Genomic DNA, 22,048 nt, shown 5'->3' on the forward strand with positions numbered 1-22,048 from the left:
GAGCCGCCCCGGCCCGCCCGCCGGATCCGCCGCCCGCACCGGCCGCCCCGGGGCCGCGCACCGCCCCGCACCGCCCCACGTCACCCGCTCCCGGCGACCGGCCCGACCGGCCCGCCCGGCACCTCGCCCACCCGCCCGCACCCGCACCCCACGACGGACCCGCACCCAACGACGGGCCGGCGCACCCGCGCCCGGCTGTCGGCACCCGCCAAGGCACAGACGCCGCAGACCCGAACACCGGAGGTCAGACGCCCGTGCACGACACCACCGCCATGCTCATAGAACTCGGCGCGATCATCCTCGCGCTGGGCCTGCTGGGACGCCTCGCCGGACGGGTGGGCTTCTCGCCCATACCCCTCTACCTGCTCGCCGGACTCGCCTTCGGCCAGGGCGGCATCCTGCCGCTGCGGGCCAGCGAGGACTTCGTCGCCACCGGCGCCGAGATCGGCGTCATCCTCCTGCTGCTCCTGCTCGGCCTCGAGTACAGCGCCTCCGAACTCGTCACCACCCTCAAGACCCAGTACCCCTCCGGCGCCGTGGACCTCGTCCTCAACGCCCTGCCGGGCGCGGCGATGGCGCTGCTGCTCGGCTGGGGACCGGTGGCCGCCGTCGCCCTGGCCGGCGTCACCTGGATCTCCTCGTCCGGAGTGATCGCCAAGGTGCTGGGCGACCTGCGCCGGCTCGGCAACCGCGAGACACCCGTCGTGCTCGGCGTGCTGGTCCTGGAGGACCTGGCCATGGCGGTCTACCTGCCCATCCTCACCGCCCTGCTCGCCGGGGTGAGCCTCGCGGGCGGCGCGCTCACCCTGCTCATCTCCCTCGGCACCGTCGGCGCGGTCCTCTACGTGGCACTGCGGCACGGCCGTCTGGTCAGCCGCGCGGTCTCCTCGGACAGCGCCGAGATGCTGCTGCTGGCCGTGCTCGGGCTGACCCTCCTGGTGGCCGGCCTCGCCCAGCAGCTGCAGGTCTCCGCCGCCGTCGGCGCCTTCCTGGTCGGCATCGCGCTGTCGGGCGAGGTCGCCGAGGGGGCCAGCAGTCTCCTCACCCCGCTGCGGGACCTGTTCGCCGCCGTGTTCTTCGTCTTCTTCGGCCTGCACACCGATCCGGCCGACATCCCGCCCGTGCTGGTGCCCGCGCTCGCCCTCGCCGCCGTCACCACCCTGACGAAGATCGCCACCGGGTACTGGGCCGCCCGGCGCGCCGGGATCTCGCCCCGGGGCCGCTGGCGCGCGGGCGGCACCCTGGTCGCGCGCGGCGAGTTCTCCATCGTCATCGCCGGGCTCGCCGTCGGCGCCGAGCCGCGGGTCGGTCCGCTGGCCACCGCCTACGTCCTGATCCTGGTCGTCGTCGGCCCGCTCGCCGCCCGCTGGACCGAGCCCCTCGCCCGGCGCCTGGACCGCCGTACCGCCACCGCCCCGGCGGCGGACACCCTCAAGAGCGCGGCCCCGGCCGGTGGTTGAGCGACCGGGAGGCCGCACGCCGGGAACGGCCGGATGACGCCCGGCCGAAGAGGTCATATCCCCCGTCCCCGCCCGGCGGGCCGGAGGCGGGGGCACAATCCCTGTGCAGGAGAGCGGAAGGAACCGCCGGCATGATCGAGTGGATGCCCCTGAGGGCCGGAGTCCGGCCCGTCCCCCAGCCCGTGGCGACGCCCCTGGTCTGGGCCGGGGCCTTCGGCGGCGCGCTGGTGCTCGTGGCGCTCCTCAACGGCGTCGTCGGGCCCGGCCGGCCCGAACTGGTCCTGGCGGCGCTGTCGTTGCTCGCCGCCGTGCTCGGGCTGTGCGCCCGCTTCACGGCGGCCCCCGGCACGGCCGTGCTGTGCTGGCTGTTCCTCAACGCCTTCGGCATCCCGCCCATGGGCACCCTCACCTGGGCCGGCCACCGCGACACCACCTGGCTCGCGTGCCTGCTCGGCGCCGCCCTCGTGGGCACGGCCCTGTCCCGCGTCGCCCACGCCCGCGCCGCCTACCGCCGCCTCGCCCCCGGCGGCACCCGGCCCGACGGCGGAGCCGGCGCCGGGCCGTACGACGGGCGGCCGGCGGGCGGGCGTTAGGATCCGGACCATGCCTCTGACCGCGCACGACGTGGACCGGTTCGAAGCCTTCAGGCCCCGCCTGGAGGCCATGGCCTACCGGCTGCTGGGTTCGGCGAGCGAGGCCGAGGACGTCGTGCAGGAGACGTTCCTGCGGTGGCAGGCCGCCGACGTCGAGCGCGTCGAGGTGCCCGAGGCCTGGCTGACGAAGGTGCTCACCAACCTGTGCCTCAACCAGCTCACCTCGGCCCGGGTCCGCCGCGAGACCTACGTGGGCCAGTGGCTCCCCGAGCCGCTGCTCGACGGCGACCCGATGCTCGGCCCCGCCGACACCGCCGAACAGCGCGATTCGGTCTCCTACGCCGTCCTCACGCTGCTGGAGCGCCTGACCCCCAGCGAGCGGGCGGTGTACGTGCTGCGCGAGGCCTTCGGCTACCCGCACCGCGAGATCGCCGCGATCCTCGACGTCACCGAGGCCGCAAGCCAGCAGATCCTCCACCGTGCCAAGCAGCACGTCGCGGCCGGCAAGGCCCGCGCGGAGGTCGACCGGGCCACCGCGCGGCGGGTCATCGACGAGTTCCTCGCCGCCGCCACCAGCGGCCGGACCGAACCGCTCGTCCGGCTGCTCACCGAGGACGCCGTGGCGATCGGCGACGGCGGCGGCAAGGTCCCGGCGCGTGCCCGGGCGTTCGAGGGCGCCCTCGCGGTCGCGAAGTTCATGCGGGGCATGTTCAAGCCGGGCAAGGCCCAGCGCGCCCTGGCCGGCGGCTCGGTCGCCGTCCACGCGACCACGGCCAACGGCGGCCCCGCGCTCCTGGCGGTCGTCGACGGCCGGGTCTTCGGCGTCATCAGCCTGGAGATCACCGCCGACGGCATCGCCGCCTTCCGCAGCCAGGTCAACCCGGACAAGCTGGAACGCGCGACCCGGCGGTGGGCGGCCACCGACCACGGAGAACCCCTGGTCACCATCTTCTGACCGCCCGCCCGTCGCGATGTGACCTGCTTCACACCGCACTTCTGTCAGGAATCGGCGGACCACCCGGTTCAAGGGGTGAATCCGCAGACGACAGGAGCCAGGAAATGCAGCACCGCATCATCGTCCTCGGCGCCGGATACACCGGCGCCGTCGCCGCCGGCCGCCTCGCCAGGCGACTGCACCGCGACGACGTCGCCATCACCCTCGTCAACCCCGAGCCCGACTTCGTCGAGCGCGTCCGCATGCACCAGCTCGCCGTCGGCCAGGACCTGACGCCCCGGCCCTTCAGCGAGATGTTCCGGGACACCGGCGTCGTCCTGAAGCTCGCGAAGGTCACCGCCGTCGACGTCGACCACAGGACCGTCACCGTCGCGGCCGCGTCCGAGCGGCCGGTGTCCGGGGAGCCGGCGTCCGAGGAGCTGGAGTACGACACCCTCGTGTACGCGCTCGGCAGCGGCTGGAACGACGGAGGCGTGCCCGGTGTCGCCGAGCACGCCCACGAGATCGCCGGCCGTCCCGGAGCGCTCCGGCTGCGCGAGCGCCTGGCCGGCCTCGACGCCGGACAGCCCGTCGTCGTGGTCGGCGGCGGCCTGACCGGCCTGGAGGCCGTGACCGAGATCGCCGAGGCCCGGCCGGACCTCGACGTCGCCCTCGCCGCGGGCGGCGGGCTCGGCGACTGGCTGTCGCCCCGGGGCCGCCGGCACCTGCGGAAGGTGACCGACAGGCTGGGCATCACCGTGCACGAGCACACCGAGGTCACCTCCGTCGCGGCCGACCACGTCACCGTCGCCGACGGCACCTCGATCCCGGCCGCCGTCACCGTGTGGACCACGGGTTTCGCCGTCCACCCCATCGCCCGGGCCAGCGCCCTGGAGGTCACCGACACCGGCCGGATCCTGGTCGACGGAACCATGCGCTCGCTCTCGCACCCGGACGTGTACGCGGTCGGCGACGCGGCCCTCGCGACGGGACCCGGTGGCAAGCCGCTGCGCATGTCGTGCGCCTCGGGCGTGCCGATGGCCTGGCAGGCCGCCGACGCCATCGCGGCCCGGCTGACCGGCGGAAAGCTCCCGAAGGTGTCGATCCGGTACTTCAACCAGTGCGTCTCGCTGGGCCGCGGGGAAGGCCTGATCCAGTACGTCACCGCCGACGACCGGGCCGTCGACGCGGCCCTGACCGGCCGGCTCGCCGCCCGCTACAAGGAACTGGTGTGCAAGGGCGCGGCCTGGGGCGTCGCCCACCCGGTCCTCGGCCCGGCCCGCCGCCGGCGCGTCGTCCAGGCCCCCGCCTCCGCGCACGCCTCGGTCGAGGCGGCGGCCTGACGGGCGCGACGGGGCCGGACCCCGGGTCACCGACCCGGGGTCCGGCCGCCGCACCGCCGGTCAGAGCCGGTCGAGGACGCCCTTCAGCTGCTCGACCTCGGCGGACTGGCCCTTGACGATGGCCTCCGCCAGCTTCTTGGCGTCGGGGTTCTCGCCCTCGCGCCGCTCGTCCCCGGCCATGGCGATGGCGCCGTTGTGGTGGTCGATCATCAGCTGGGCGAAGGCCTTGTCGAACGCCTTGCCCTTCAGGGCCTTGAGCTCGGTCATGTCGGCCGCGCTCATCATGCCGTCACCGCCGTGACCGCCGCCGTGGTCCATGCCGGGCATGGAGGGCGCCGCGGTGGGCTTGCCCCAGGCCGTGAGCCAGCCCTTCATCGTCTTGATCTCGGGGTCCTGGGCCTGCTCGATCTTCCGGGCGAGCTCCTGGATCTCCGGGTCGGAGGCCCGGCCGTCGGCGAGCCGGGACATCTCCAGGGCCTGCTCGTGGTGGGGGATCATCAGCTGAGCGAACAGGACGTCGGCGTCGTTGAACGCACCGGCCGGGGCGCTGGATCCGGCGCCCGGACCGGCGTCGGCCGTGGCCGACGGGCCGGTGCCGCCGTGGTGGGACGCGTTCGTGTCGTCGCCGCTGCCGCAGGCGGACAGCAGCAGGGCTCCCGCCGTGAGGGCGGCCGCCGCGGCGGCACGTCGGACGGGGGTGCGGCGCAGGGCGCGCGTGAAGGCGGTCATGGTGGTCTTTCACCTCGGTGTCGTCTGGTCTTCGGGCTGTTTCGGGTGTGCGAGACGGGCGGGACCGCGCGAGGAGCGCGCCCGCGAAGGTGTCTCGGCCTACAGCCGGAGGACCGACAACCGGGTGAGATCGGGACCGCGGGGCGGAGGGTTGGGACGCGGCACCGCGTCCACCTGGGCGCGCAGCCGCGCCGGCCCGTCGGGATCCCGGGCCAGCGCCGACCGGACGAGGGCGGCCAGCACCCATGCGGCGAGCAGGACCGCCACGCACAGGGAGGCCATGTCCCCGGCGCCGACGGGCCGGTCGGTGGAGACCGCGTGCCCCGCCTGCCCGGCGGGAGCGGCGTGCGGCGGCGGGTCCTCGGAGCCGTGCGCGGCGGGCCGTTCCGCCGCCGGCTGCGTCATGGCGGCCGGCGCGTGCGCGGCCTGCCCCGGACCGGAGCCGTGCGCCTCGGTGGGGTGCCCCAAGGTGTGCATGACGAACACGCCGAGCGCGAGCACGACGACGAGCAGCAGGTGCCCGAGGGCGCCCGCTGCTCGTGCGTACCGGCTCACGGCCACGGTGACTGGACCTCCGTCGTGGACGACAGGGGCAATATACCCCCGGCCCGTATACCGGGGGCGGAGGGCCCGGTCAGTGGTGCGCGTGCACCACGGCGTGTCCCTTGCCCCGCCCGATCATCCACTTGTTGATCGGCGTGGTGACCAGGAAGGCGACGGCGAACCCGCCGAGCAGCGCCGACCAGAACAGCCCGTCGGACAGATGCGCGTCCATCGCGCCCGGCGTCAGGGCGATGATCGCGTTGTCGACGAGCTCCATGACGGCGATCGAGACCGTGTCGGCGGCCAGCGCCACCTTGATCGCGGCCTTGAGGCTCAGCCCGGCGCGCACCACCGCGAACAGGGTGAAGGAGTAGCCGAACAGGAAGGCCAGCGCGATCGCCAGCACCATGGTGGGGACGTTGCCCCAGCGCAGCGCGGTCCCGACGACCATGCCGAGGATCTCGCCGATGGCACAGCCGGTCAGGCAGTGCAGCGTCGCCTTGACCGCCATGCCCCAGGTGGCGCCCGCCCGGGCGTCGTGGGACGCGTGAGGTGAGGAGTCGTGCGCGGTGTGGTCCATGCCGCTCAATGTATACCCCTAGGGGGTATGCTGCCACCCCGGTGCGGCAGAAACGGGGCGATGGAGGAAGTGCGGACAGCACAGCGGGTGGGCACCGGCCCTGACCTGCCGGTGCCCACCCGCTCGCGCTTCTCGCGCCGTCGTCCGCCCGGGCGGACGCTAGCCGCCCACGTACCAGCTGAACCCGCCGTTGCTGGAGGCGACCGCCAGCATCACGAGCCACAGCACCACGGCGACGATGCCCAGGATGATGCCGGCCTTCGCCATCCCGGCACCGTTCCCGGCACCCTGACGGCGTGCGACGACACCGAAGACGATGGCCAGCGGGCCCAGGATGATGTTCAGGATGAACAGCCCGACGATGCCGCAGCACAGGCTCGCGATCGCCATGCCGTTGGTGCGCGATCCGGAGGACGCGGCAGGGGAACTGCCGTAACTCGTCATGGGAGACTCCCAGTTGTCGATGACACGGACCGAACGAGCCGCTCGTGCCTTCACGTTCGGCTCGATTGTCCGAATGCCCCCTTGCCGCGTTCCCATGTCACCCGGTGCGCGAAGCCGCGGTGAAGTCGTCTCTCGGAACAGCCCCTAGAACAGCCCCTTGTAGCCCTGCCACCCGGTCGCGATCCTCGTGCGGCCGCCGAAGGAACCCTTGCCGTCGCCGTTGTTGCGCCAGGCGTTGCCCGAGGTGTCGCGGGAGACCAGGTCGGCCCGGCCGTCGCCGGTGAGGTCGCCGACGCCGACGACGGTGGTGTAGGACGCGCCCCAGTCGTCGAACACCTTCACGCGGGCCTTGAAGCCGCCCGTGCCCGTGCCGTCGTAGCGCCACAGTTCGTTCGACTTGTCCTGCGCGAGCAGGTCGCCGTGGCCGTCGCCGTTGAGGTCGCCGGCGCCCAGCACCTTCTTGTAGCCCGTCCACTTGGACGCGATCTTCACCCGGGTGGCGAGCTTCCCGGTGCTCGTCGCCTTGTAGAGGTAGACGTCCCCGGTCGAGGCCTGGCGGGCGACCAGGTCCGCACGCCCGTCACCGCTGACGTCGCCCGGCGAGGTCAGCACGTCGTACTGGGTCCAGCCGGACGTGCCCAGCGAGGTGTACGCCGTCGACGGGGTCACCGCCTTGCCGCACCCCGGCCGGTAGGCGCGCAGCGCCCCGTTGCCGAACCGCACCAGCACGTCGTTGCACCGGTCCCCGTTCAGGTCGCCGAACGGCACCGCCTTCACGGTCGTCGGCCACCCCGAGCCCGTCGTCTTCCCGGTGAACGTCCCGGTGCCGGTGCCGTACTGGTACGTCAGCCCGCCCGAGCCGTTCAGCGTCAGCAGCTCGCCGAAGCCGTCCGCTCCGACGAAGTCGCGCCACGCCGCCGCGGCGCCGGTGAGCTTCACCGAGCCCGACTTCGTCAGCGCCGCGCCCTGCCCGTCGGCGGGGGTGACGGTCAGCGTCCAGGTGTAGGCGCCGTTGGGCACCAGCCGGCCTGCGCCGTCCTTGCCGTTCCACACCGGGGCCACCACTCCGCGTGCCTGACCGCCGGTGAGGGTGCGCACGGCCGTACCGGCCTTCGTGCCGATCACCAGCTTCCAGGAGGCGGCCGGCTTGTTCAGCCACCACTTCGGACTCCACGCGGCGGCACCGCCCTTGACGTCAGCCGAGGGGGCGACGGTGGCGTCCCGCTGCACCAGGGGCGAGACGGGGACGCCGCTCGGGGTGAGGCGCACGGAGTGGTCGGAGCGGAGCTGCGCGATCACGCCGGTGTACGGGTCGACGTCCCAGGACTGCAGGCCCAGCCCCTCGAAGTTCCCTGCGGTGTGCGCCACGGGCGTCTCGCCGCGCACGTCGATCACCTTGAGCTGCCCGGCCTCGGCCGTCGCGACGAAGCCGTCACCGAGCTGCGCCTGCTCCCAGTCGGGGCCGGAGACGAGCGTCTGGTTCCGCTTGGTGACGGTGTCGTAGACGCCCAGCCCCTCCGAGTCGAGCACGCAGTTCCACAGCAGCCAGCGGCCGACTGCCTGGAAGTCGTTGAGCAGGCAGCCCCGCCCGAACGACACGAACTCGCCCTCGCGCCCGGTCAGCAGGTCGACCGCGACCACGCCGTTCTTGCCGGACGACACCCACGCCGTGGTGCCCCACAGCGCCCGCACCTGCTCCGTCGTCGTGTACACCGTGCGCCCGGAGTCCAGGTCGACGATCCGCGTCTGCACCACCCCGGCGCTGTCCCACGGCCCGCTCAGGGCGGCGAACCGGCCACTGGCCGCGGCCGCGGTCTGGTAGACGCGGGAGCTGTCGATCCGGGTGCCGGGCATCGACTGGGCGGGCCCGAGGACGCGCGGCTGCGCCTCGGCCTCTGTGCCGTAGCCGGAGACGATCGTCCGGCCGTCGCCGGTGTCGAGCAGGCGCGGGCCGCCCTGCCCGTAGTGCAGCAGGTCGAGACGGCCCCGGTTGACGCGCGTGCCCGCCATGGGCGAGCCGGTGGCGCCGGTGTCACGGCTGTGCAGGTAGGTCCACTCCCCGGCGGGGTCCTCCTCCACGGTGGTCAGCCGCCCCTGGGCGAGGGTCAGCCGGGAGACCGTGTGGGCGGCCCGCTTCGGGTCCGCGTCCGCGACCCTGCGCACGGTGACCCCGCCGCCCTGGGCGGGCTCGACGAGCCAGACGCCCCACTGGTCAGGGTCGGCACCGCCGGGTATCAGGAGCCCGCCGTCCGGAGTGGGCATGGCCTGCCGGGAGGTGCGGGCCAGGATCGTCCGGGACGCGGAGCCGTCGAGCGGGACGGCGTCGATCCGGGAGACGGGCAGATGGGTGCTGTTGCGGCCGTAGGAGGCGTCGTACCGGGACACGATCACGGTGTCGCCGACCAGGCCGAGCACCTGCTCCACATTGGTGAGCGGCCTGCTCGTCGGGGTCGCCGTCAGGTCCTGGCGCGAGACGGTGAACAGGGTGCCGTCGTGCCACCACACCAGATGGGTGGAGCTCAGCGCGACGAGGGAGTACCAGGCCTGCACCGCGTACGGCAGCGTCGTCAGCCGCCCCTGCGCGACGTCGAGCCAGCCGGTGAACTCGTCGTCGCCCGTGCGGTACCGCACGATCTGCCCGCGCGCGTCACTCAGCGACGAGTGCCACAGGTAGCTCCCGGCGGGCAGGCCCGTCACCGTGCGGTCGGCGACCGAGCCGTCCCCGCCGAGGTCCAGCAGGTGCAGCACGGTGTCCGTGCCCGGCTTCCCCGTGGTCGTCACGACCGTCGACCCGAGGGTGCTGTAGTACGTGTGCCCCTCGGGGAGCGCGACCTCGCGGACCTCGCCGGAGGTCATGTCGCGCAGCGTCACGGTCCTGGCCGACTGGTCGTACCGGGCGACGACGTCCGAGCCCGCGCCCGAGGCGGTGGTGCCGTACGAGTCCCAGCCCGACGCGTCGACGACCGTGTCGGCGCCGGCGTAACTCGTCCACAGGTGACCGCGCCCCTGCTCGTAGCGGAGGAAGCCCGAGGGCCCCGCGCTCAGCAGGCTCGTCCAGGGGACGGCGGACGTGGTCGCCGGCACGACGGCCTCCCCGGCGACCGGCTCGCCGTGCGCGCTCCCGGCGCTCAGCGAGCCGATGCCGACGGCCAGTGCGAAGGAAACGGCGACGGCGGTGGCGCCTCGAACGAGCGCGCGTCTGCCCATGCAGGACCTCTTCGGGGATGTAGGCATGGCGGGGCAGGCGTGCGCGCGGTCGCGCCGCAGGTCATGCGCCTGCGGCAGCCGGCGTTCCGGACACCCCCCCGGGTGAGTGGCCGGATCGTAGCAGTTGTTCGGTTCATGATCGACAGCTCATGATCGACAGCGGAAGCCGCCGGCCGTCCACCTCGCGTCGAATCGGCCGTTCCCACCGTTCCGGCCACCCGGCGACGGCCCTCCGATAACATGTTCGACCTCATCAAAGGATCAAAAACTGGAGCATCGCGGGTGTCTTCGCGGATGAGCGGCATGACTTCGTTGGTCGCGTGGCGCCACGGGCGCGCGATGCTGTGGACCGCGGCGGGCGTGGTGGTGTGCGCCTTCCTCGTCGCCCTGGAGATCGCCTCCCGCCACTACGGCGAACCCGGCCCGATCACCAACCAGCTGGCGGCCCTCGTCCTCGCCCCCAAGTCGGGCCCGCTCTACGGCGGTCTGGCGCTGATGATGGTCGTGCTGACCTGGCGCCAACGGTTCCTCGCGGCCGGCACGGCCCTCGGCATCGACACCGTCCTGGCCCTCGTCCGCTGGGCGGCCGGCGCCGAGATACCCGAGGGCATCGCCTTCGGCACGGGCGCGCTGTGGGTGATGCTGGGCACGGCGTTCGTCGCCCTCACCCGCCGCACCGGCCCCGAACGCGTCCTGCTCCTCAAGGGCGTGGGCCTCGGCCTGCTGCTGGTGGCCGCCCGCAAGATCGGCGACACCTGGCTGTTCATCACCGCGAAGACCCGCCCCACGGTGCTGGACCAGTACGTGGCCGTCGCCGACCACGCGCTGGGCGACCCGTCCTGGCTGGTGGGCCGGATGCTCCAGGCCACCGCCCCGATCGGCCCCCACGTCACCCAGCTCGTCTACGCCCAGCTGGCGGTGGCCGCGATCGTCGTCGCCTGCTACCAGCTGCGCAACGTCGCCACCGAGGGCCGCTTCCCGCGCCATCACCTGGTCCGCACGTTCCTGCTGATCGGCCTCCTCGGCCCGGGCGTCTACATGCTCTTCCCCGTCGTCGGACCGGTCTTCGCCTACGGCCCGGGCGCCTCCGGCACGGGCGGCGTGGAATGGGCGCTGGCCGACCTCTGGCCCCACACCCCGCCGCCGCTCACCACGCCGGTGCCCATGACCTACGACGGCATCACCCCGCGCAACTGCATGCCCAGCCTGCACACGGCCTGGGCCCTCGCCATCTACATCCACACCCGCCGCGCCCCCCGGCTCCTCCGCTTCGCGGGCACGTTCTGGCTGATCGCCACCCTCACCGCGACCCTGGGCTTCGGCTACCACTACGGGGTGGACCTCGTCGCCGGCGTCGTCTTCGCCCTCACGGTCGAGGCGGCCGTACGCTCCGCCGACCACGGCTGGGACCGCGCGGGCATCCGCCTGGTCGCCCACGGCACGACGGTCTTCCTCGCGCTCCTGCTCTCCTACCGCTACCTGCCGATGGAGATGGCCCGCCACCCGGAGATGTCCGGCCCCCTCCTCGTCCTGGCGATGACGTCGGTGATCTACGGCTACGTCCGCACGACCCGCCGCTGGGACCCGGTCCCCACCGCCGCCCACCGTCCGGAACCCCAACCGGAACCGGTCTGACCGCTGCCGGGGCGCCGCGCGGCGCCCGGACCGGTCACAGGTCCAGCACCGCGCGCACTCTGTTGCCGCCCCCGGCGACGCGAGCGATGTCGAGGCGCTGTGCCAGGGACCGCACCATGGCGAGGCCCCGTCCGCTCTCACTCCACGTCGTCAGCGGCCGTACGTCAGGTCGCCCGGGGCTGCCGTCGTAGACCTCGACGGTCACCTGGGTCTCGGACACGTGCAGGCACAGCCGGCAACCGCCCCCGTGCCGCGTGGCGTTGGTGACCAGCTCCGAGACGATGAGGGCCGCGGCGTCACCGATGTGCCCGGCGTCGAGTCCCCCCGCCCGCAGGGCCGGCCGGGCCAGGAACTGTGCGGTCAGCCTCCTTGCTCTGCGCGCCGATTGGGCCTCGTCCGGCAGGTGGTACTCGACTCGTGCGGAACGCCGATGGGTACGCCGATGCGTACGCATGGCGGATCACTTCCCCTCCTGGGCCACCCGACCACCATGGCCGTGACCGCTCGCCCGGCCGCGGAACGTCCTGTCCGGCCGGGCCTGCCCCCTCGTGATGCCCCGGGCCCGTGATCGCCAACCGGAATGGGACGAGGCGGCGGCCGGCCCGATCCGCCGAAGGGTTCTCACCCGCAGCAAGTGCACCTAGGCTTGCGGCAGTCCGCCGTGCACGGGTTCCGCTCGGAACGCACGCCGTTCGGCAGCCCGAGGGCTGTCTGTGCCCGGCCCGGGCAAGGACCGATCCGCAACCTTCGCGAGCAGCAGGCCTCGCCGCCCGTCGCGGGCGGCTCCCGTGCTCGCCTCGTCCCGCTTCCCCTCGTCGCGAGACCGGCACGGTCACCTCCCGCGTGCCGTCGCACGGTCCGATGCGGGGCACACGGCTCCCGGGCGCGCACCCGAGAAGGGGGAATCGGCCGCGCGGGGAGCCCCGGGCGGCCGCCGTCGTGAAACGTTCGAGCGACGGCGGCCGTCGGAAGGCGCTCGCGCCACGCCGTGGCGCCGCTCAGGCGCGCAGCAGACGCCCGGTGATCTCCCGGTACTCCCGCAGGGCGACCCGGAGTTCGGCGGACCGGTTCTCGGTGTCCTGGTCCTGCCAGGCCGCGTGCAGGAGACGCCGCCGTTCCGCCAGGGCGTCGACCAGTGCCGCGGTCGCTTCGTCGAAAGCGCTCTCGGCCTCCGCCAGGGCCTCGTCGGGGGCGTCCGCGAAGGTGTTGACGGCATGCCCGAGGCGCCGGGCGATCCTGTCCCGTTCGTCGGACGAGAGCAGCGGCTCCGGTCCCTGGGTGCTGCGTCCGGCGAGGCCCGGGGCCCGGCCGGCGGGTTGCTGGGCGCGTGTCTGGTCGTACATCGTCGTGTGCACCGTTCCCGTAGATGTGGGGGTCGCCGCCCGAAGACCCGCGGTCTTCTCGGCGGCCTGCTTCAGGCTGCCGGAACCCGGCCGGCCCTGCCCTTCACGGCCCTGTGCCCTGCCGCCAGTCAACGTCCGGCGATGATCCGTGTCAACGTGGCACCGGCCCCGGGCGGGGGCCACCCGCCGGATTCCGCCGGGCCCCGTCCCACGCGCAGCACGGAGTAGCGTGGTGAGGGCACCTTCCGATCCCACCCACGGCTTCCCGGACACGCCGAAGCTCGAAGACGGGCGGCTCATCATGGTCGACTCCGACACACCCCCTGGGACGCCTGCCGTGCCGAGTGCCGGTCTGCCCGGTGTGCGGCCGGGGAGCGCACTGCTGCGGCTGGAGACGGCCGAGTCGCGTGAGGGCATCCTCGACGGGGCGTGGTGGCCGCGGTCCCGGGACATCGGTGCCGAGCTGCCCGCCCTGGTCGAGGCGCTCACCGCACACCTCGGTCCCGTCTTCCGCGTGGGGCTGGACGCCGAGGCCTGGGAAGGGCTCCCGACGCGGATCGTCGTCGACGACCGGGTGGTGCACATCGACTCGTTCGCGGTCGGTGACGACACCGTCCTCATCACCAGGGCCGAGGGGGACATCCTCTCGTTGCTGGTGGTCCCGCCGGACGCGACACCCGAGGCCGCGCACGCCGCCATGGCCCAGGCGGTGCGTACCGACAACCTCACCGGCGCGGAACAGATCCTCATCGACACCGGATCCGGGAGCACGTCCCCCTGAAGGGGGCCTCACCGCCACCGGGTGGCCCGCCCTCAGGCGCGGGGGCCCAGCGCGGTGGTCATGAGCGGCTCGGCGTCCTCCTCGGTGGTGTCGGGCGGCACGACCATAAGGTCCCAGCGGCCGTGGCCGGGGGTGAGTAGGACCACGGTGTCCGGGGCATGCCGCCCGGCGGCCCGGCGCAGGCGTACGACCCTGTCGCACACGAGCATCCGGCCCGGTGCCGCCGACCAGGCCGCCCCGTTCACCGTGACGCCGGCGATGTGACCCCAGGCGCTCGGCAGCCCGGCGAGCAAGTGCGGCAGTTCCGCCGGCAGGTCGTAGGAGCGCGGCCACCACACACCGTCGAGCCGGCGTGGCAGCGGACTGTCGGGTGCGAGGCGCAGCCGGAGATGAGGGCCGGCGAGCGGTGACGGCGGTGCTGTGGTGGACACGACAATTCCTTCGGGCTGGTGAGGCGTCTGGTTCGGGGCCGGGCGCGCCGGTCAGCCGGCCGGACGCACGGCCTCGCCGCGCCAGGGGGCGACGGCCCCGGTGGTGAAGAACAGCAGAACCGTTCCGCGCGGGTCGGGTTCCGGCCGTGGGCCGGCGGCACGACGGTCCGGCCCGGCGCCGGTCCCCCCGCCCGGGCGCAGGCGGGAATCCCGCGAAGAACGGGCGGGAGAGCAGGACACCGGCGCCGAGGGGTGCGGCGGGGGAAGGGTGACGGGCTCGGGGGCCGAGGGCATCATGCCGACCTGTCTCGGGAGACCGCGCGGTGCGGCGGGCCTTCCGGCGAGTTGTCGCGCCGAGAACGAGACCGGCGCGGAAGCCGGTGTGCGACATGCCCTCAGTACGTCCACCGTACTCCGCTGCCCCGTACGGCCCCGGCCGGCGGCAGCGAAGGCCACACGCCCCGCCGTTCCGGTCCCCTCGGCCCACGCCGTCCACCGCAGGGCCCGCGCGGCCGGGAGTACGGTGGAGACACCGGGAGCTCCGTGCGCACCGGCTCCGACACCGGTGCCGCCCCCGGTGACCGACGACACCGGGATGGGTCCGCCCGTGCCCGGGGCAGGGCTGGTCCCATGACCGTGAACGTCCCGGTTCCGCCGACCACCGCCGAATTCCCCGGGGGCGCCGTCCGACCGCACCGGCCCGGCACACCGAAGCGGCGTCGGCCGGGTCCCGAGCGAGGCTCGTCGCCCCGCGCGGGCGAACGCGTCCGTGAGTTGACCCGAGGTCAGATCGAGGACCGGTCGGGAGAGCTGGGCGACCTGTACGCGCAGACCTCGGGCGGCGGACCCTGGGTGTGGAACCAGGCCCGCGGCGCCTTCCTGCGACGGCTGGCGGCGGACCTGCGGCGCCCGGGGTTCGAACTGGTGATCGCGGAGTCCACGGAGCTGACCGGGTGTGCCTACGGCTTTCCCGTACGCGGCGACGGGCCCTGGTGGGAGGGGTTCGACGGGCACCTTCCCGGGAGCCTGCTGCGCACCGCCGCCTCCGGCCGCCTCTTCGTCATCTCCGTGATTCTCGTCCCGCCCCGGGTGCGCGACGAGAACCAGGGCCGTCCCTGGAACCTCGCCCGGCGCCTGCAGACGCGGTTGCTCACCGACCACGGCGCCGCGCTCGGCGTCATGCTGGTGAAACGCTCCGACAGCAGGACCACCGAGGCGCTGCGGTCCTGGGGGTGGCGGTGCGTCGAAGGCGACGCGCCCCGGCAGTCCGCGCCCCCGCGCAGCCCGTTCCGCGTCCTGCTCCTCGGGAGCTGAGGGCGCACCGCCCGTCGCCGGTCATCGGTGGCCGGCCACCACGTCGCCTGCCGCCCGTCACGGCATCGGCAGGCGCAGGGCGAGCAGAGCCACGTCGTCGGTGCTGCCCGGCGGCATCCGGGCGAGCAGGTGGTCGCACAGCGTGTCCAGCGGAGCGCCGGCGAGGGCCAGGGCGTGGCGGCGCAGGTGGGCGAGGCCGGTGTCCAGGTCGCTGCCGGGCACCTCGATCAGGCCGTCGGTGTAGAGGATCAGGGTGGAACCCGGCGGCAAGGGCAGCGTGGCGTTCGGCCGGCTGCCGCCGCCCGTGCCCGGAGGCGCGCCGAGGAGCAGCCCCTGCCCGGCTTCGAGGTAGCGTCCCTGTCCGTCGCGGGTCAGCAGCAGAGGCGGCGGATGCCCCGCGCTGCTCCACCGCAGCGTCCACGGCCCCGTGTGGGGGCCGCCTTCCAGCAGGGCGAGGACGAGAGTGGCCATGGGGACAGTGGTGATGGCGGACATGGCGTCGTCGAGGCGGTCGATGACGGCGCCGGGCGGGCCGCTGTGGTCCCAGGCCAAGGAGCGCAGGATGCCGTGCAGTTGGGCCATCCCGGCCGCCGCGGTCAGGTCATGGCCCACGACGTCGCCGATGACCAGTGCGAGCGTGCCGTCCTTCCGCTCGAAGGCGTCGTACCAGTCGCCGCCCACCTGGGAACCCGCCGGGGCGGGCTGGTAGCGGGCCGTCAGCCGCAGACGGCCGGGCTGGGGCGGCGGGGCCAGCAGGTTGCGCTGCATGGCCTCCGCGACGGCGCGCTGGCGGCCGAAGCGGCGGGCGTTGTCGATGACCAGCCCGACCCGGCGGCCGATGTCGCTCACCACTTCCAGGTTCTCGGCGTCGAACGGGTGAGCCGGGTCGGTGCGCGCCAGCGTCAGGGCCCCGGTGATCCGCTGCCGGGCACCCAGCGGCACCGTGAGGGCGGACGTCGCGTGCACCGTCCGCAGGAAGTCGCGGTGGAGGGCGGCCAGGGCGGAACCGGGCGGTCCCGCCGGCTCCGCCTCGTCCCGCTCGTTCTGCAGCGCGGGATCACCTCCGTGCAGCACCCGGACGAGAGGTGAGCGGTCGGCCTCCCCCGTCTCGGGAAGGCGCTCGCGGCCGCCCTCCAGCCCGGCGTCCCGGCCCATGGGCCCCGTCACGGCCACCCGGTGGACCTCCCCCGAACCGGTCCGCAGGTCCACCGCCGCCCAGTCGGCGAGGCGGGGCACCAACAGGCGGCCCAGCCGGGCCAGGGCCTCGTCGGTCTCCAGGGTCTGGCCCAGTACGTCGGTGATCTCCGCGACCAGCGTCAGCCGCTCGTTGAGGTCCTCCAGAGCACTCGTGTAGGCCGCCCGCTCCCGGCGTGCGCTGCGGTCACCCGTCACGTCGTGGAACAGCACGGCCATGCCCTGCAAGGAGCCGCCGTCCATCAGGGGGGAAGCGGACCAGGAGATCGTGATCAGACGGCCGTCACCGCGCCGGTACCTGTCACCCTCCCCGCGCGAGACGGTTCCCTCGACCAGTGCCCGCAGCAGCGGGCACTGCTCCCGCAGGAGCGTGCCGCCGTCCGCCTCCCGGTGCAGCAGCTCGTGCGCGTCCTGCCCGCGTACGGTGGCGGAGTCCCGGTCCAGCAGCCGTTCGGCGGCCGGGTTGACGGCGAGGACCCGTCCGGCCGGGTCCACCACCATCAGGGCCGTGCTCAGCTGCTCGACGACATGCCGCCAGAACTCCGGCCCGGCAGCCGGCCGCGACCGCCGCTGCCCCTGCGCACCGGGCACCGCATCCTCCACCACGCCGCCTTTCGTCCTGGCCGCCTCCGCGCGGAGACCGCCGGCGTGCCGGCGTCCGATGAGCCGACCCTTCGACACCCCGATGGTCCCCTGAGAGACACCCGCCCGTACGGCCGACACGACGACCGCCGGCGGGGCGTCGCACTGAGCAGGTCACGAACGCCCGGTCGCCTACGGGCCGGGGTACGCGCCCACGGTGGCCATCAGCCGGGCGGCCGAAGACGCCTGCGTCTCCGGGGGGATCACCAGGAGGTTCCAGCGGCCCGCCGAGTAGGAGAGCAGCGTGATCCCGTGCGAAGCCGGCCCGGAGGCGAACCGACCGACCTGTACCGCATAGCCGTTGACGACGACCCGGTCCGGGATGCCCTGCCAGTGGCGGGGGTCGACCGTGACCCGGACGATCCGCCCCCACAGCGGATCCAGCACGTCCGCCAGGGCGGAGAGCTCGCGGGGCAGGTCACGTGAACGGGGCCACCACACACCGTCCGGGCCGCCACGCCCCGTGGAGGCGTCGTCCGACCGCAGCGCCAGGCGCGCGGTCGGGGCCCGGAAGGGGACGGCCCTGAGCGGGGGAGGTGAGTCGGTCACGGACATGGCGCGAACCCGTCTCCGGGCTCCCGCCGGGGGCAGCAGTCCGGTGTCGTCGCTCACCGGGAGCGACACCGGCATCGGAGCCGACGTGCGAAAGCTCCCGATGCGTTCACGCTACTCCCCGAAGGAGAGGGGCGGACCGTGCCGTGTGCCGCCGGCCGCACAGGCCGGTCGGGCTTGCTCGGTCGGTCCTGTCAGTCCGATCCGTCTGGTCCGTTCGGCCCCTCCGAGGAGTAGGCTCGAATCACCGAGGATATTTCGCGCACCGGCTTCCAGGCTCGTGTCGTTTTCGGCGATCGAATACACCGGGCCGGTTTCGGCCGGTCCGGGGGCAGGGTCCGCGTCATGACTGCGACCATTTCCCTTCCGCCGACAGCCGAAGCCGACGACCGCTCGCTCCCCTCGGCCTCCTCCTCTCTCCGGTTGTCGCTGGCTCCCGCCGGTCCCGCACCGGCTCTGCTGGACGGCGCGTGGTGGCCCCACTCCCGTGACCTCGGGGCCGAACTCCCCGCCCTGGCAGCCGTACTGGACCCGCTGTGGGGCCGGATCACCCGCGTCACGGTGAACCCCACCCACTGGCCGGTGGTGCCGCGCAAGGTGCCCGTCTCCGGACACACGGTGAAGGTGGGCTGGTTCCTCGCCCAACAGGACCCGCACGAACTGCTGTTGCTCTCGTACCGCGCGGGCCGCTGGAACCTCCTGGTGATCCCGCCGCAGACAGCTCCCGCCGAGGCCGCCTGGTTGATGGCCGCCGCGAGCGACCCCCTGGGCACGTCGACCGCGAGCCGGTTGATGGCAGAGGCGGCGTCGACGGCAGAGGCGCCGCGCCCGCCGACGGTGCCCGTGAGCGACCGGCGCGTGGAGCGGGCGGCGTCCGAGTCGGACCGGGCCGTGGAAGCGGTCTGGGACTCCGAAGGCGGCCACGAGGCCCGCGATCCGGCCGTACATCCCGAAACCACGCCCGCCACCGCTACCCCGGCGCATCCCCCGACGGGGAGGTGAGGACCGTGGCGACCTTCGTGACCGTGCTGGCGATCCTGGCGATGATCGCCTTCGGGGCGCTCCTGATCCGCCTGCTCAACGCGCAGCACAGTGACCGCGCCACCGCCTTCCACTACGGCCGCTCCGGGACACCCGTCCCGGGCCCGGCCCCGCCGGCTCCACGGAAGGCCCACGGCCGGGCCGCGGCCATCGCCCCCGCAGGCGACCGTGACCGTCACGACGACGGACCCCGCCGCCCCGGCCGACGGCACAGCCCCCACTGACACCCACTCCGGTTGCCCGACCGGCCGCTCCACCACCACCGCACGACGCGAACCGGCGGCATACGGCGGGCGGACCGGCGGCATGGCCCGAGGGCCGGACGAGGACCGCACCGACTCACCTGGCCCCACCACGCGGCGCTCCACCACGCGGCACGCCCGAGAATCACACGGCGGAGCCTCCTACGAGGCGGCCCGGGCGCCCTCACGGAGCGGTGCTCCCGCCTGGTGAAGACTGATGAGGGCCAGCCGGTAGGAGGTGATCAGGCCGGTCTCCACGTAGTCCACCCCCAGCTCCTCGCAGTAGCGCTGGACGATGGCCCGGGCCTTGCGCAGATTGGGGCTGGGCATGCTGGGGAACAGGTGGTGCTCGATCTGGTGGTTCAGCCCGCCCAGGGCGATGTCGGTGAGCAGCCCGCCGCTGACGTTGCGCGAGGTGAGCACCTGGCGGCGCAGGAAGTCCGGGCGGTCCTCGCCCTTCAGGATCGGCATCCCCTTGTGGTTGGGCGCGAAGAGGGAACCGAGATAGACGCCGAACAGGCACTGGTGGACGGCGAGGAAGGCGAACGCCATCCCGGGCGGCAGCAGCCAGAACAGAAGGCCCAGATAGACGGCGAAGTGCCCGAACAGCAGGGTCCCGTCGAGCCCCCGGTGCTTGAGCGAGCGATTGGCCAGCGCCTTCACGCTCGACACGTGGAGGTTGAAGCCCTCCAGGGTCAGGAGCGGAAAGAACAGGAACGCCTGCCGGCGGCCGATCAGGCGGGGGAGCCCGGTGGCGGCCCGGGCCTGGTCCTGGGACCAGACCAGCAGGTCGGGGTCGAGGTCCGGGTCGAGTTCCTCGTGGTTGGGGTTGGCGTGGTGGCGGGTGTGCTTGTCCTGCCACCAGCCGTAGCCCATTCCGATGCCGGCACCGGCCATCCGTCCGGACACCTCGCTGGCCCGGCGCCGGCGGAACACCTGGCGGTGGGCCGCGTCGTGCGCGAGCAGGGCGACCTGGCCGAACACGACAGCCAGGAAGGCGGCGACCGCCAGGGTCCACCAACTGTCGCCGAGGAGCGCGACGGCCGCCCAGCCGCCGGCGTAGAGCCCGGTCACGATCGTCATCCGCAGCGCGTAGTAGCCGGGACGGCGCCCCATCAGCCCGGCATCGGTGATCCTTCGGGACAGGCGGGCGAAGTCACTGCCGGACGCCTGCGCGGGCGGGGGGCGGACCGTGGTGTTGCTGGTCATGGTGGTGACACTCTCTCCGGGAGGGAAGATGGCGCCGCCCCGGGGCCGCTGATACCGGACCGCAGACGGAGTCGCGCTCACTGCTTCGCCGGCCGACGGCCGCGCAGGCCCTCCTCTCCATGGGGGTTCCCAGCGGGCCGGGTCTCACACCGCAGCGCACCCCCATGCGCCGGCCTGTCATCATCCTCCGATGCTGAAGATCCCCGGATACGAAGACGGACCTCTGGTCCCGGGCACGGCTTACCTCGACGATCCGTTGTTCTGGCCCGTCCACCTCGGCAGCTGCCTGCGCGGTGAGCGAGCGCTGCGAGCCGCGTTCGGTGCGGACTGGGACGCGGCCATGGAGCTGAGCCGCGCCCTGTCCGCCGAGAGCCACTGGCCGGTGTTCAGCGTGCCCCTGTCCTCCGGACACACCATCCATGTCGTGTACCGCAACATCGTGGACGAGCGCGGAGTGGACTACCTGATACACCACCCGGCATGGTCCGCGGCGGAGACGCTCGCGGTGGACGACGGTCACTTCATGGGGCCCGGCGTGGCCTGGCCGGAGCTGCTGTCCGTCGCCCGACAGCCGGCAACGGAGGGAGTCGACGACCCCGACTCCCGTCTCCTGCTGATCTTCCCGGCACTCGGCGACGCACGACTTCCCCACGAAGCCGCAGCTCCCCTCACGACCGCGCTCACCGCGCTCACCTCGATCGAAGATCCCGCCGAAGTGGCGACCCTGCTCCTTGCGAACCAGGGCCAGTGGGCCCCCGCCCACTGGACCACGGCAGACGGCGTCCGCACCAACGACGGCGGCCACTCCTACCGAAACCCCGAAAACGCCTTCGCCCTGCCCGAGGACCGCCTGAGGGAAATCAGTGCCGCACTCGACGGCGTCTCCCACTCGAGGGGCACCGGTCGCAGGAAGTTGGGCTGAGGCGGTCGTGAGGGTGGACGGCCCAGAAGCACCCGGCTCACTGGAAACAAGCCGTCAGTTCGGAAACGATGCACGCCCCCTGCCCTGCATCTACGAGCCAACGGCACCGGCTCCGTCCAGTCCGCGTTCTTCGCTGCCATGGCCGAGGCCGAGGCGAGCGGGAAGGCATCTGCTCAACGGCCGGTGGCGCCAGGCCTGTTGGTCATCGGAGACACTGCCACCCATGGACTGGATCTCTCCCGTTTCCGGACTCGTCGGCGCCCTGGTGGGCGCTGCCGCCACGTACGGCGGCACCCGCCAGGCGCAGAACAAGGCCCTGGCGGACGCCCGCCAGGCACGCCTGGAGGCCAAGCAGGACACCGCCGTTGCGACGCTGGCGGACACCTTCGGCAAGCTCCAGAGGCATGTCCGTGACGTTCCCGGCGCCCGGGCGCGTGGGCTGGACGCCGAGGAGTCCGCCGCGTTCACCGCCGCCCGGCAGACATGGGACCAGAAGCTGGAAGACCTCACCGCCCCGGCGCGTATCGCCGTTGGCGTCATCCGCGACGAGGCCCTACGCGCCCGCCTGCACCAGACCCTGGACCTACTGGATGCCTGGCAGTCCGGCTTGGAGTACGCCTACAGGGGCGGCGCCCGCTCCCGGGCCTGGGTGCTGCGCGGAGTCATCTCCCACGCCGTGGAGTGCGTCGGCGCGTGGCAGCGGGAGGAGCCGATGCCGGAGCCGAACCACGCCTACAGCGACGCCGTGGAGTCCCTGGAGCTGAAGCGGGAGGAGGCGGAGGCCACCGCACAGGCCGAGGCCGAGTACCGCCGGGAGCAGCGCGCCCAGCGCGTCAGCGGGGCCAACGAGCCCCCGTCACCGACTGCGTGAGGAGGGCGCGGAGAAGGCGAGGACTCGGGAAGGGCGGG

22 protein-coding genes are annotated in these 22,048 nt (G+C 73.6%); 11 read left to right on the forward strand and 11 right to left on the reverse strand.

The features are described from left to right. Window positions 1-254: 254 nt before the first annotated feature. The 4 genes from CHR28_RS17490 (at window position 255) to CHR28_RS17505 (ending at window position 4,330) form a co-directional block, all read left to right on the forward strand. A complete protein-coding gene (locus CHR28_RS17490; protein WP_094054570.1) occupies window positions 255-1,460 on the forward strand; it encodes a cation:proton antiporter in 1,206 nt (401 codons plus the stop codon). A gap of 131 nt (window positions 1,461-1,591) precedes the next feature. Further along, a complete protein-coding gene (locus tag CHR28_RS17495) occupies window positions 1,592-2,053 on the forward strand; it encodes a hypothetical protein (protein ID WP_094054571.1) in 462 nt (153 codons plus the stop codon). Window positions 2,054-2,063: 10 nt separating this feature from the next. Then, a complete protein-coding gene (locus tag CHR28_RS17500; protein WP_094054572.1) occupies window positions 2,064-3,008 on the forward strand; it encodes an RNA polymerase sigma-70 factor in 945 nt (314 codons plus the stop codon). Between the two features lie 104 nt (window positions 3,009-3,112). Then, window positions 3,113-4,330, forward strand: a complete 1,218-nt coding sequence (locus tag CHR28_RS17505) for an NAD(P)/FAD-dependent oxidoreductase (RefSeq protein WP_094054573.1) — start codon at window positions 3,113-3,115, stop codon at window positions 4,328-4,330. Between the two features lie 60 nt (window positions 4,331-4,390). Here CHR28_RS17505 and CHR28_RS17510 read toward each other — a convergent pair whose 3' ends face one another. The 5 genes from CHR28_RS17510 to CHR28_RS17530 all read right to left on the reverse strand — a co-directional run bounded on the left by CHR28_RS17510 (window position 4,391) and on the right by CHR28_RS17530 (window position 9,833). Further along, window positions 4,391-5,059, reverse strand: a complete 669-nt coding sequence (locus tag CHR28_RS17510; protein WP_094054574.1) for a DUF305 domain-containing protein — start codon at window positions 5,057-5,059, stop codon at window positions 4,391-4,393. A gap of 99 nt (window positions 5,060-5,158) precedes the next feature. Continuing rightward, window positions 5,159-5,620, reverse strand: coding sequence for a DUF6153 family protein (locus tag CHR28_RS17515; protein WP_094054575.1), 462 nt, complete (start codon window positions 5,618-5,620; stop codon window positions 5,159-5,161). A gap of 73 nt (window positions 5,621-5,693) precedes the next feature. Further along, window positions 5,694-6,182 (reverse strand): DUF4396 domain-containing protein, encoded by a 489-nt coding sequence (locus tag CHR28_RS17520; protein WP_094054576.1) that lies wholly within the window; start codon window positions 6,180-6,182, stop codon window positions 5,694-5,696. Window positions 6,183-6,341: 159 nt separating this feature from the next. After that, complete coding sequence (locus CHR28_RS17525; protein WP_094054577.1) at window positions 6,342-6,626, reverse strand: DUF4190 domain-containing protein; 285 nt, start codon at window positions 6,624-6,626, stop codon at window positions 6,342-6,344. A 144-nt stretch (window positions 6,627-6,770) separates the two neighbouring features. Next, window positions 6,771-9,833: an FG-GAP-like repeat-containing protein gene (locus tag CHR28_RS17530; protein ID WP_094054578.1), complete on the reverse strand. Its 3,063-nt coding sequence runs from the start codon at window positions 9,831-9,833 to the stop codon at window positions 6,771-6,773. 303 nt (window positions 9,834-10,136) lie between these two features. Between CHR28_RS17530 and CHR28_RS17535 the strand changes: the two genes are divergently transcribed. Next, window positions 10,137-11,468 (forward strand): phosphatase PAP2 family protein, encoded by a 1,332-nt coding sequence (locus CHR28_RS17535; protein ID WP_256984284.1) that lies wholly within the window; start codon window positions 10,137-10,139, stop codon window positions 11,466-11,468. Window positions 11,469-11,502: 34 nt separating this feature from the next. Here the strand turns inward: CHR28_RS17535 and CHR28_RS17540 are convergent, their stop codons facing one another. Together CHR28_RS17540 and CHR28_RS17545 are read right to left on the reverse strand one after the other, a co-directional pair. After that, window positions 11,503-11,922, reverse strand: coding sequence for an ATP-binding protein (locus CHR28_RS17540; RefSeq protein WP_094054580.1), 420 nt, complete (start codon window positions 11,920-11,922; stop codon window positions 11,503-11,505). 544 nt (window positions 11,923-12,466) lie between these two features. After that, window positions 12,467-12,811 carry a hypothetical protein gene (locus CHR28_RS17545; protein ID WP_094054581.1) on the reverse strand — a complete coding sequence of 115 codons (345 nt, stop codon included), beginning with the start codon at window positions 12,809-12,811 and terminating at the stop codon, window positions 12,467-12,469. Between the two features lie 301 nt (window positions 12,812-13,112). On the opposite strand from CHR28_RS17545, the gene CHR28_RS17550 reads away from it, so the two are divergent. Beyond that, complete coding sequence (locus CHR28_RS17550; protein ID WP_094054753.1) at window positions 13,113-13,592, forward strand: DUF5994 family protein; 480 nt, start codon at window positions 13,113-13,115, stop codon at window positions 13,590-13,592. Window positions 13,593-13,624: 32 nt separating this feature from the next. Here the strand turns inward: CHR28_RS17550 and CHR28_RS17555 are convergent, their stop codons facing one another. After that, window positions 13,625-14,023, reverse strand: coding sequence for a DUF5994 family protein (locus CHR28_RS17555; protein ID WP_094054582.1), 399 nt, complete (start codon window positions 14,021-14,023; stop codon window positions 13,625-13,627). Window positions 14,024-14,797: 774 nt separating this feature from the next. Between CHR28_RS17555 and CHR28_RS17560 the strand changes: the two genes are divergently transcribed. After that, window positions 14,798-15,337, forward strand: a complete 540-nt coding sequence (locus CHR28_RS17560; RefSeq protein WP_256984285.1) for a hypothetical protein — start codon at window positions 14,798-14,800, stop codon at window positions 15,335-15,337. Window positions 15,338-15,394: 57 nt separating this feature from the next. On the opposite strand, the gene CHR28_RS17565 is transcribed toward CHR28_RS17560, so the two are convergent. Both CHR28_RS17565 and CHR28_RS17570 read right to left on the reverse strand, forming a co-directional pair. Next, window positions 15,395-17,122 carry a SpoIIE family protein phosphatase gene (locus CHR28_RS17565; protein ID WP_256984286.1) on the reverse strand — a complete coding sequence of 576 codons (1,728 nt, stop codon included), beginning with the start codon at window positions 17,120-17,122 and terminating at the stop codon, window positions 15,395-15,397. A 183-nt stretch (window positions 17,123-17,305) separates the two neighbouring features. Beyond that, window positions 17,306-17,728 (reverse strand): DUF5994 family protein, encoded by a 423-nt coding sequence (locus CHR28_RS17570; protein WP_094054755.1) that lies wholly within the window; start codon window positions 17,726-17,728, stop codon window positions 17,306-17,308. 342 nt (window positions 17,729-18,070) lie between these two features. On the opposite strand from CHR28_RS17570, the gene CHR28_RS17575 reads away from it, so the two are divergent. Then, window positions 18,071-18,727, forward strand: a complete 657-nt coding sequence (locus CHR28_RS17575; RefSeq protein WP_094054584.1) for a DUF5994 family protein — start codon at window positions 18,071-18,073, stop codon at window positions 18,725-18,727. Window positions 18,728-18,732: 5 nt separating this feature from the next. Beyond that, window positions 18,733-18,990, forward strand: a complete 258-nt coding sequence (locus CHR28_RS17580) for a hypothetical protein (RefSeq protein ID WP_094054585.1) — start codon at window positions 18,733-18,735, stop codon at window positions 18,988-18,990. Window positions 18,991-19,170: 180 nt separating this feature from the next. On the opposite strand, the gene CHR28_RS17585 is transcribed toward CHR28_RS17580, so the two are convergent. Beyond that, window positions 19,171-20,217, reverse strand: coding sequence for a fatty acid desaturase family protein (locus CHR28_RS17585; protein ID WP_094054586.1), 1,047 nt, complete (start codon window positions 20,215-20,217; stop codon window positions 19,171-19,173). 190 nt (window positions 20,218-20,407) lie between these two features. Here CHR28_RS17585 and CHR28_RS17590 point away from each other — a divergent pair, with 190 nt between their 5' ends. Beyond that, the gene (locus CHR28_RS17590; protein WP_094054587.1) at window positions 20,408-21,139 is read left to right on the forward strand and encodes a hypothetical protein; all 732 of its coding nucleotides are present in this window, start codon (window positions 20,408-20,410) and stop codon (window positions 21,137-21,139) included. Between the two features lie 223 nt (window positions 21,140-21,362). Continuing rightward, window positions 21,363-22,010, forward strand: a complete 648-nt coding sequence (locus CHR28_RS17595; protein ID WP_094054588.1) for a hypothetical protein — start codon at window positions 21,363-21,365, stop codon at window positions 22,008-22,010. Window positions 22,011-22,048 lie beyond the last annotated feature (38 nt).

This window comes from Streptomyces sp. XY006 (assembly GCF_002237655.1).
Classification (GTDB): Bacteria; Actinomycetota; Actinomycetes; order Streptomycetales; family Streptomycetaceae; genus Streptomyces; species Streptomyces levis.

Coding starts and splice junctions, on each gene's coding strand:
- CHR28_RS17525 (WP_094054577.1), bottom strand. CDS start 6,626: ATGACGAGTTACGGCAGTTCCCCTGCCGCGTCCTCCGGATCGCGCACC.
- CHR28_RS17510 (WP_094054574.1), bottom strand. CDS start 5,059: ATGACCGCCTTCACGCGCGCCCTGCGCCGCACCCCCGTCCGACGTGCC.
- CHR28_RS17585 (WP_094054586.1), bottom strand. CDS start 20,217: ATGACCAGCAACACCACGGTCCGCCCCCCGCCCGCGCAGGCGTCCGGC.
- CHR28_RS17520 (WP_094054576.1), bottom strand. CDS start 6,182: ATGGACCACACCGCGCACGACTCCTCACCTCACGCGTCCCACGACGCC.
- CHR28_RS17595 (WP_094054588.1), top strand. CDS start 21,363: ATGGACTGGATCTCTCCCGTTTCCGGACTCGTCGGCGCCCTGGTGGGC.
- CHR28_RS17570 (WP_094054755.1), bottom strand. CDS start 17,728: ATGTCCGTGACCGACTCACCTCCCCCGCTCAGGGCCGTCCCCTTCCGG.
- CHR28_RS17575 (WP_094054584.1), top strand. CDS start 18,071: ATGACTGCGACCATTTCCCTTCCGCCGACAGCCGAAGCCGACGACCGC.
- CHR28_RS17500 (WP_094054572.1), top strand. CDS start 2,064: ATGCCTCTGACCGCGCACGACGTGGACCGGTTCGAAGCCTTCAGGCCC.
- CHR28_RS17540 (WP_094054580.1), bottom strand. CDS start 11,922: ATGCGTACGCATCGGCGTACCCATCGGCGTTCCGCACGAGTCGAGTAC.
- CHR28_RS17530 (WP_094054578.1), bottom strand. CDS start 9,833: ATGGGCAGACGCGCGCTCGTTCGAGGCGCCACCGCCGTCGCCGTTTCC.
- CHR28_RS17495 (WP_094054571.1), top strand. CDS start 1,592: ATGATCGAGTGGATGCCCCTGAGGGCCGGAGTCCGGCCCGTCCCCCAG.
- CHR28_RS17590 (WP_094054587.1), top strand. CDS start 20,408: ATGCTGAAGATCCCCGGATACGAAGACGGACCTCTGGTCCCGGGCACG.
- CHR28_RS17545 (WP_094054581.1), bottom strand. CDS start 12,811: ATGTACGACCAGACACGCGCCCAGCAACCCGCCGGCCGGGCCCCGGGC.
- CHR28_RS17505 (WP_094054573.1), top strand. CDS start 3,113: ATGCAGCACCGCATCATCGTCCTCGGCGCCGGATACACCGGCGCCGTC.
- CHR28_RS17535 (WP_256984284.1), top strand. CDS start 10,137: ATGACTTCGTTGGTCGCGTGGCGCCACGGGCGCGCGATGCTGTGGACC.
- CHR28_RS17550 (WP_094054753.1), top strand. CDS start 13,113: ATGGTCGACTCCGACACACCCCCTGGGACGCCTGCCGTGCCGAGTGCC.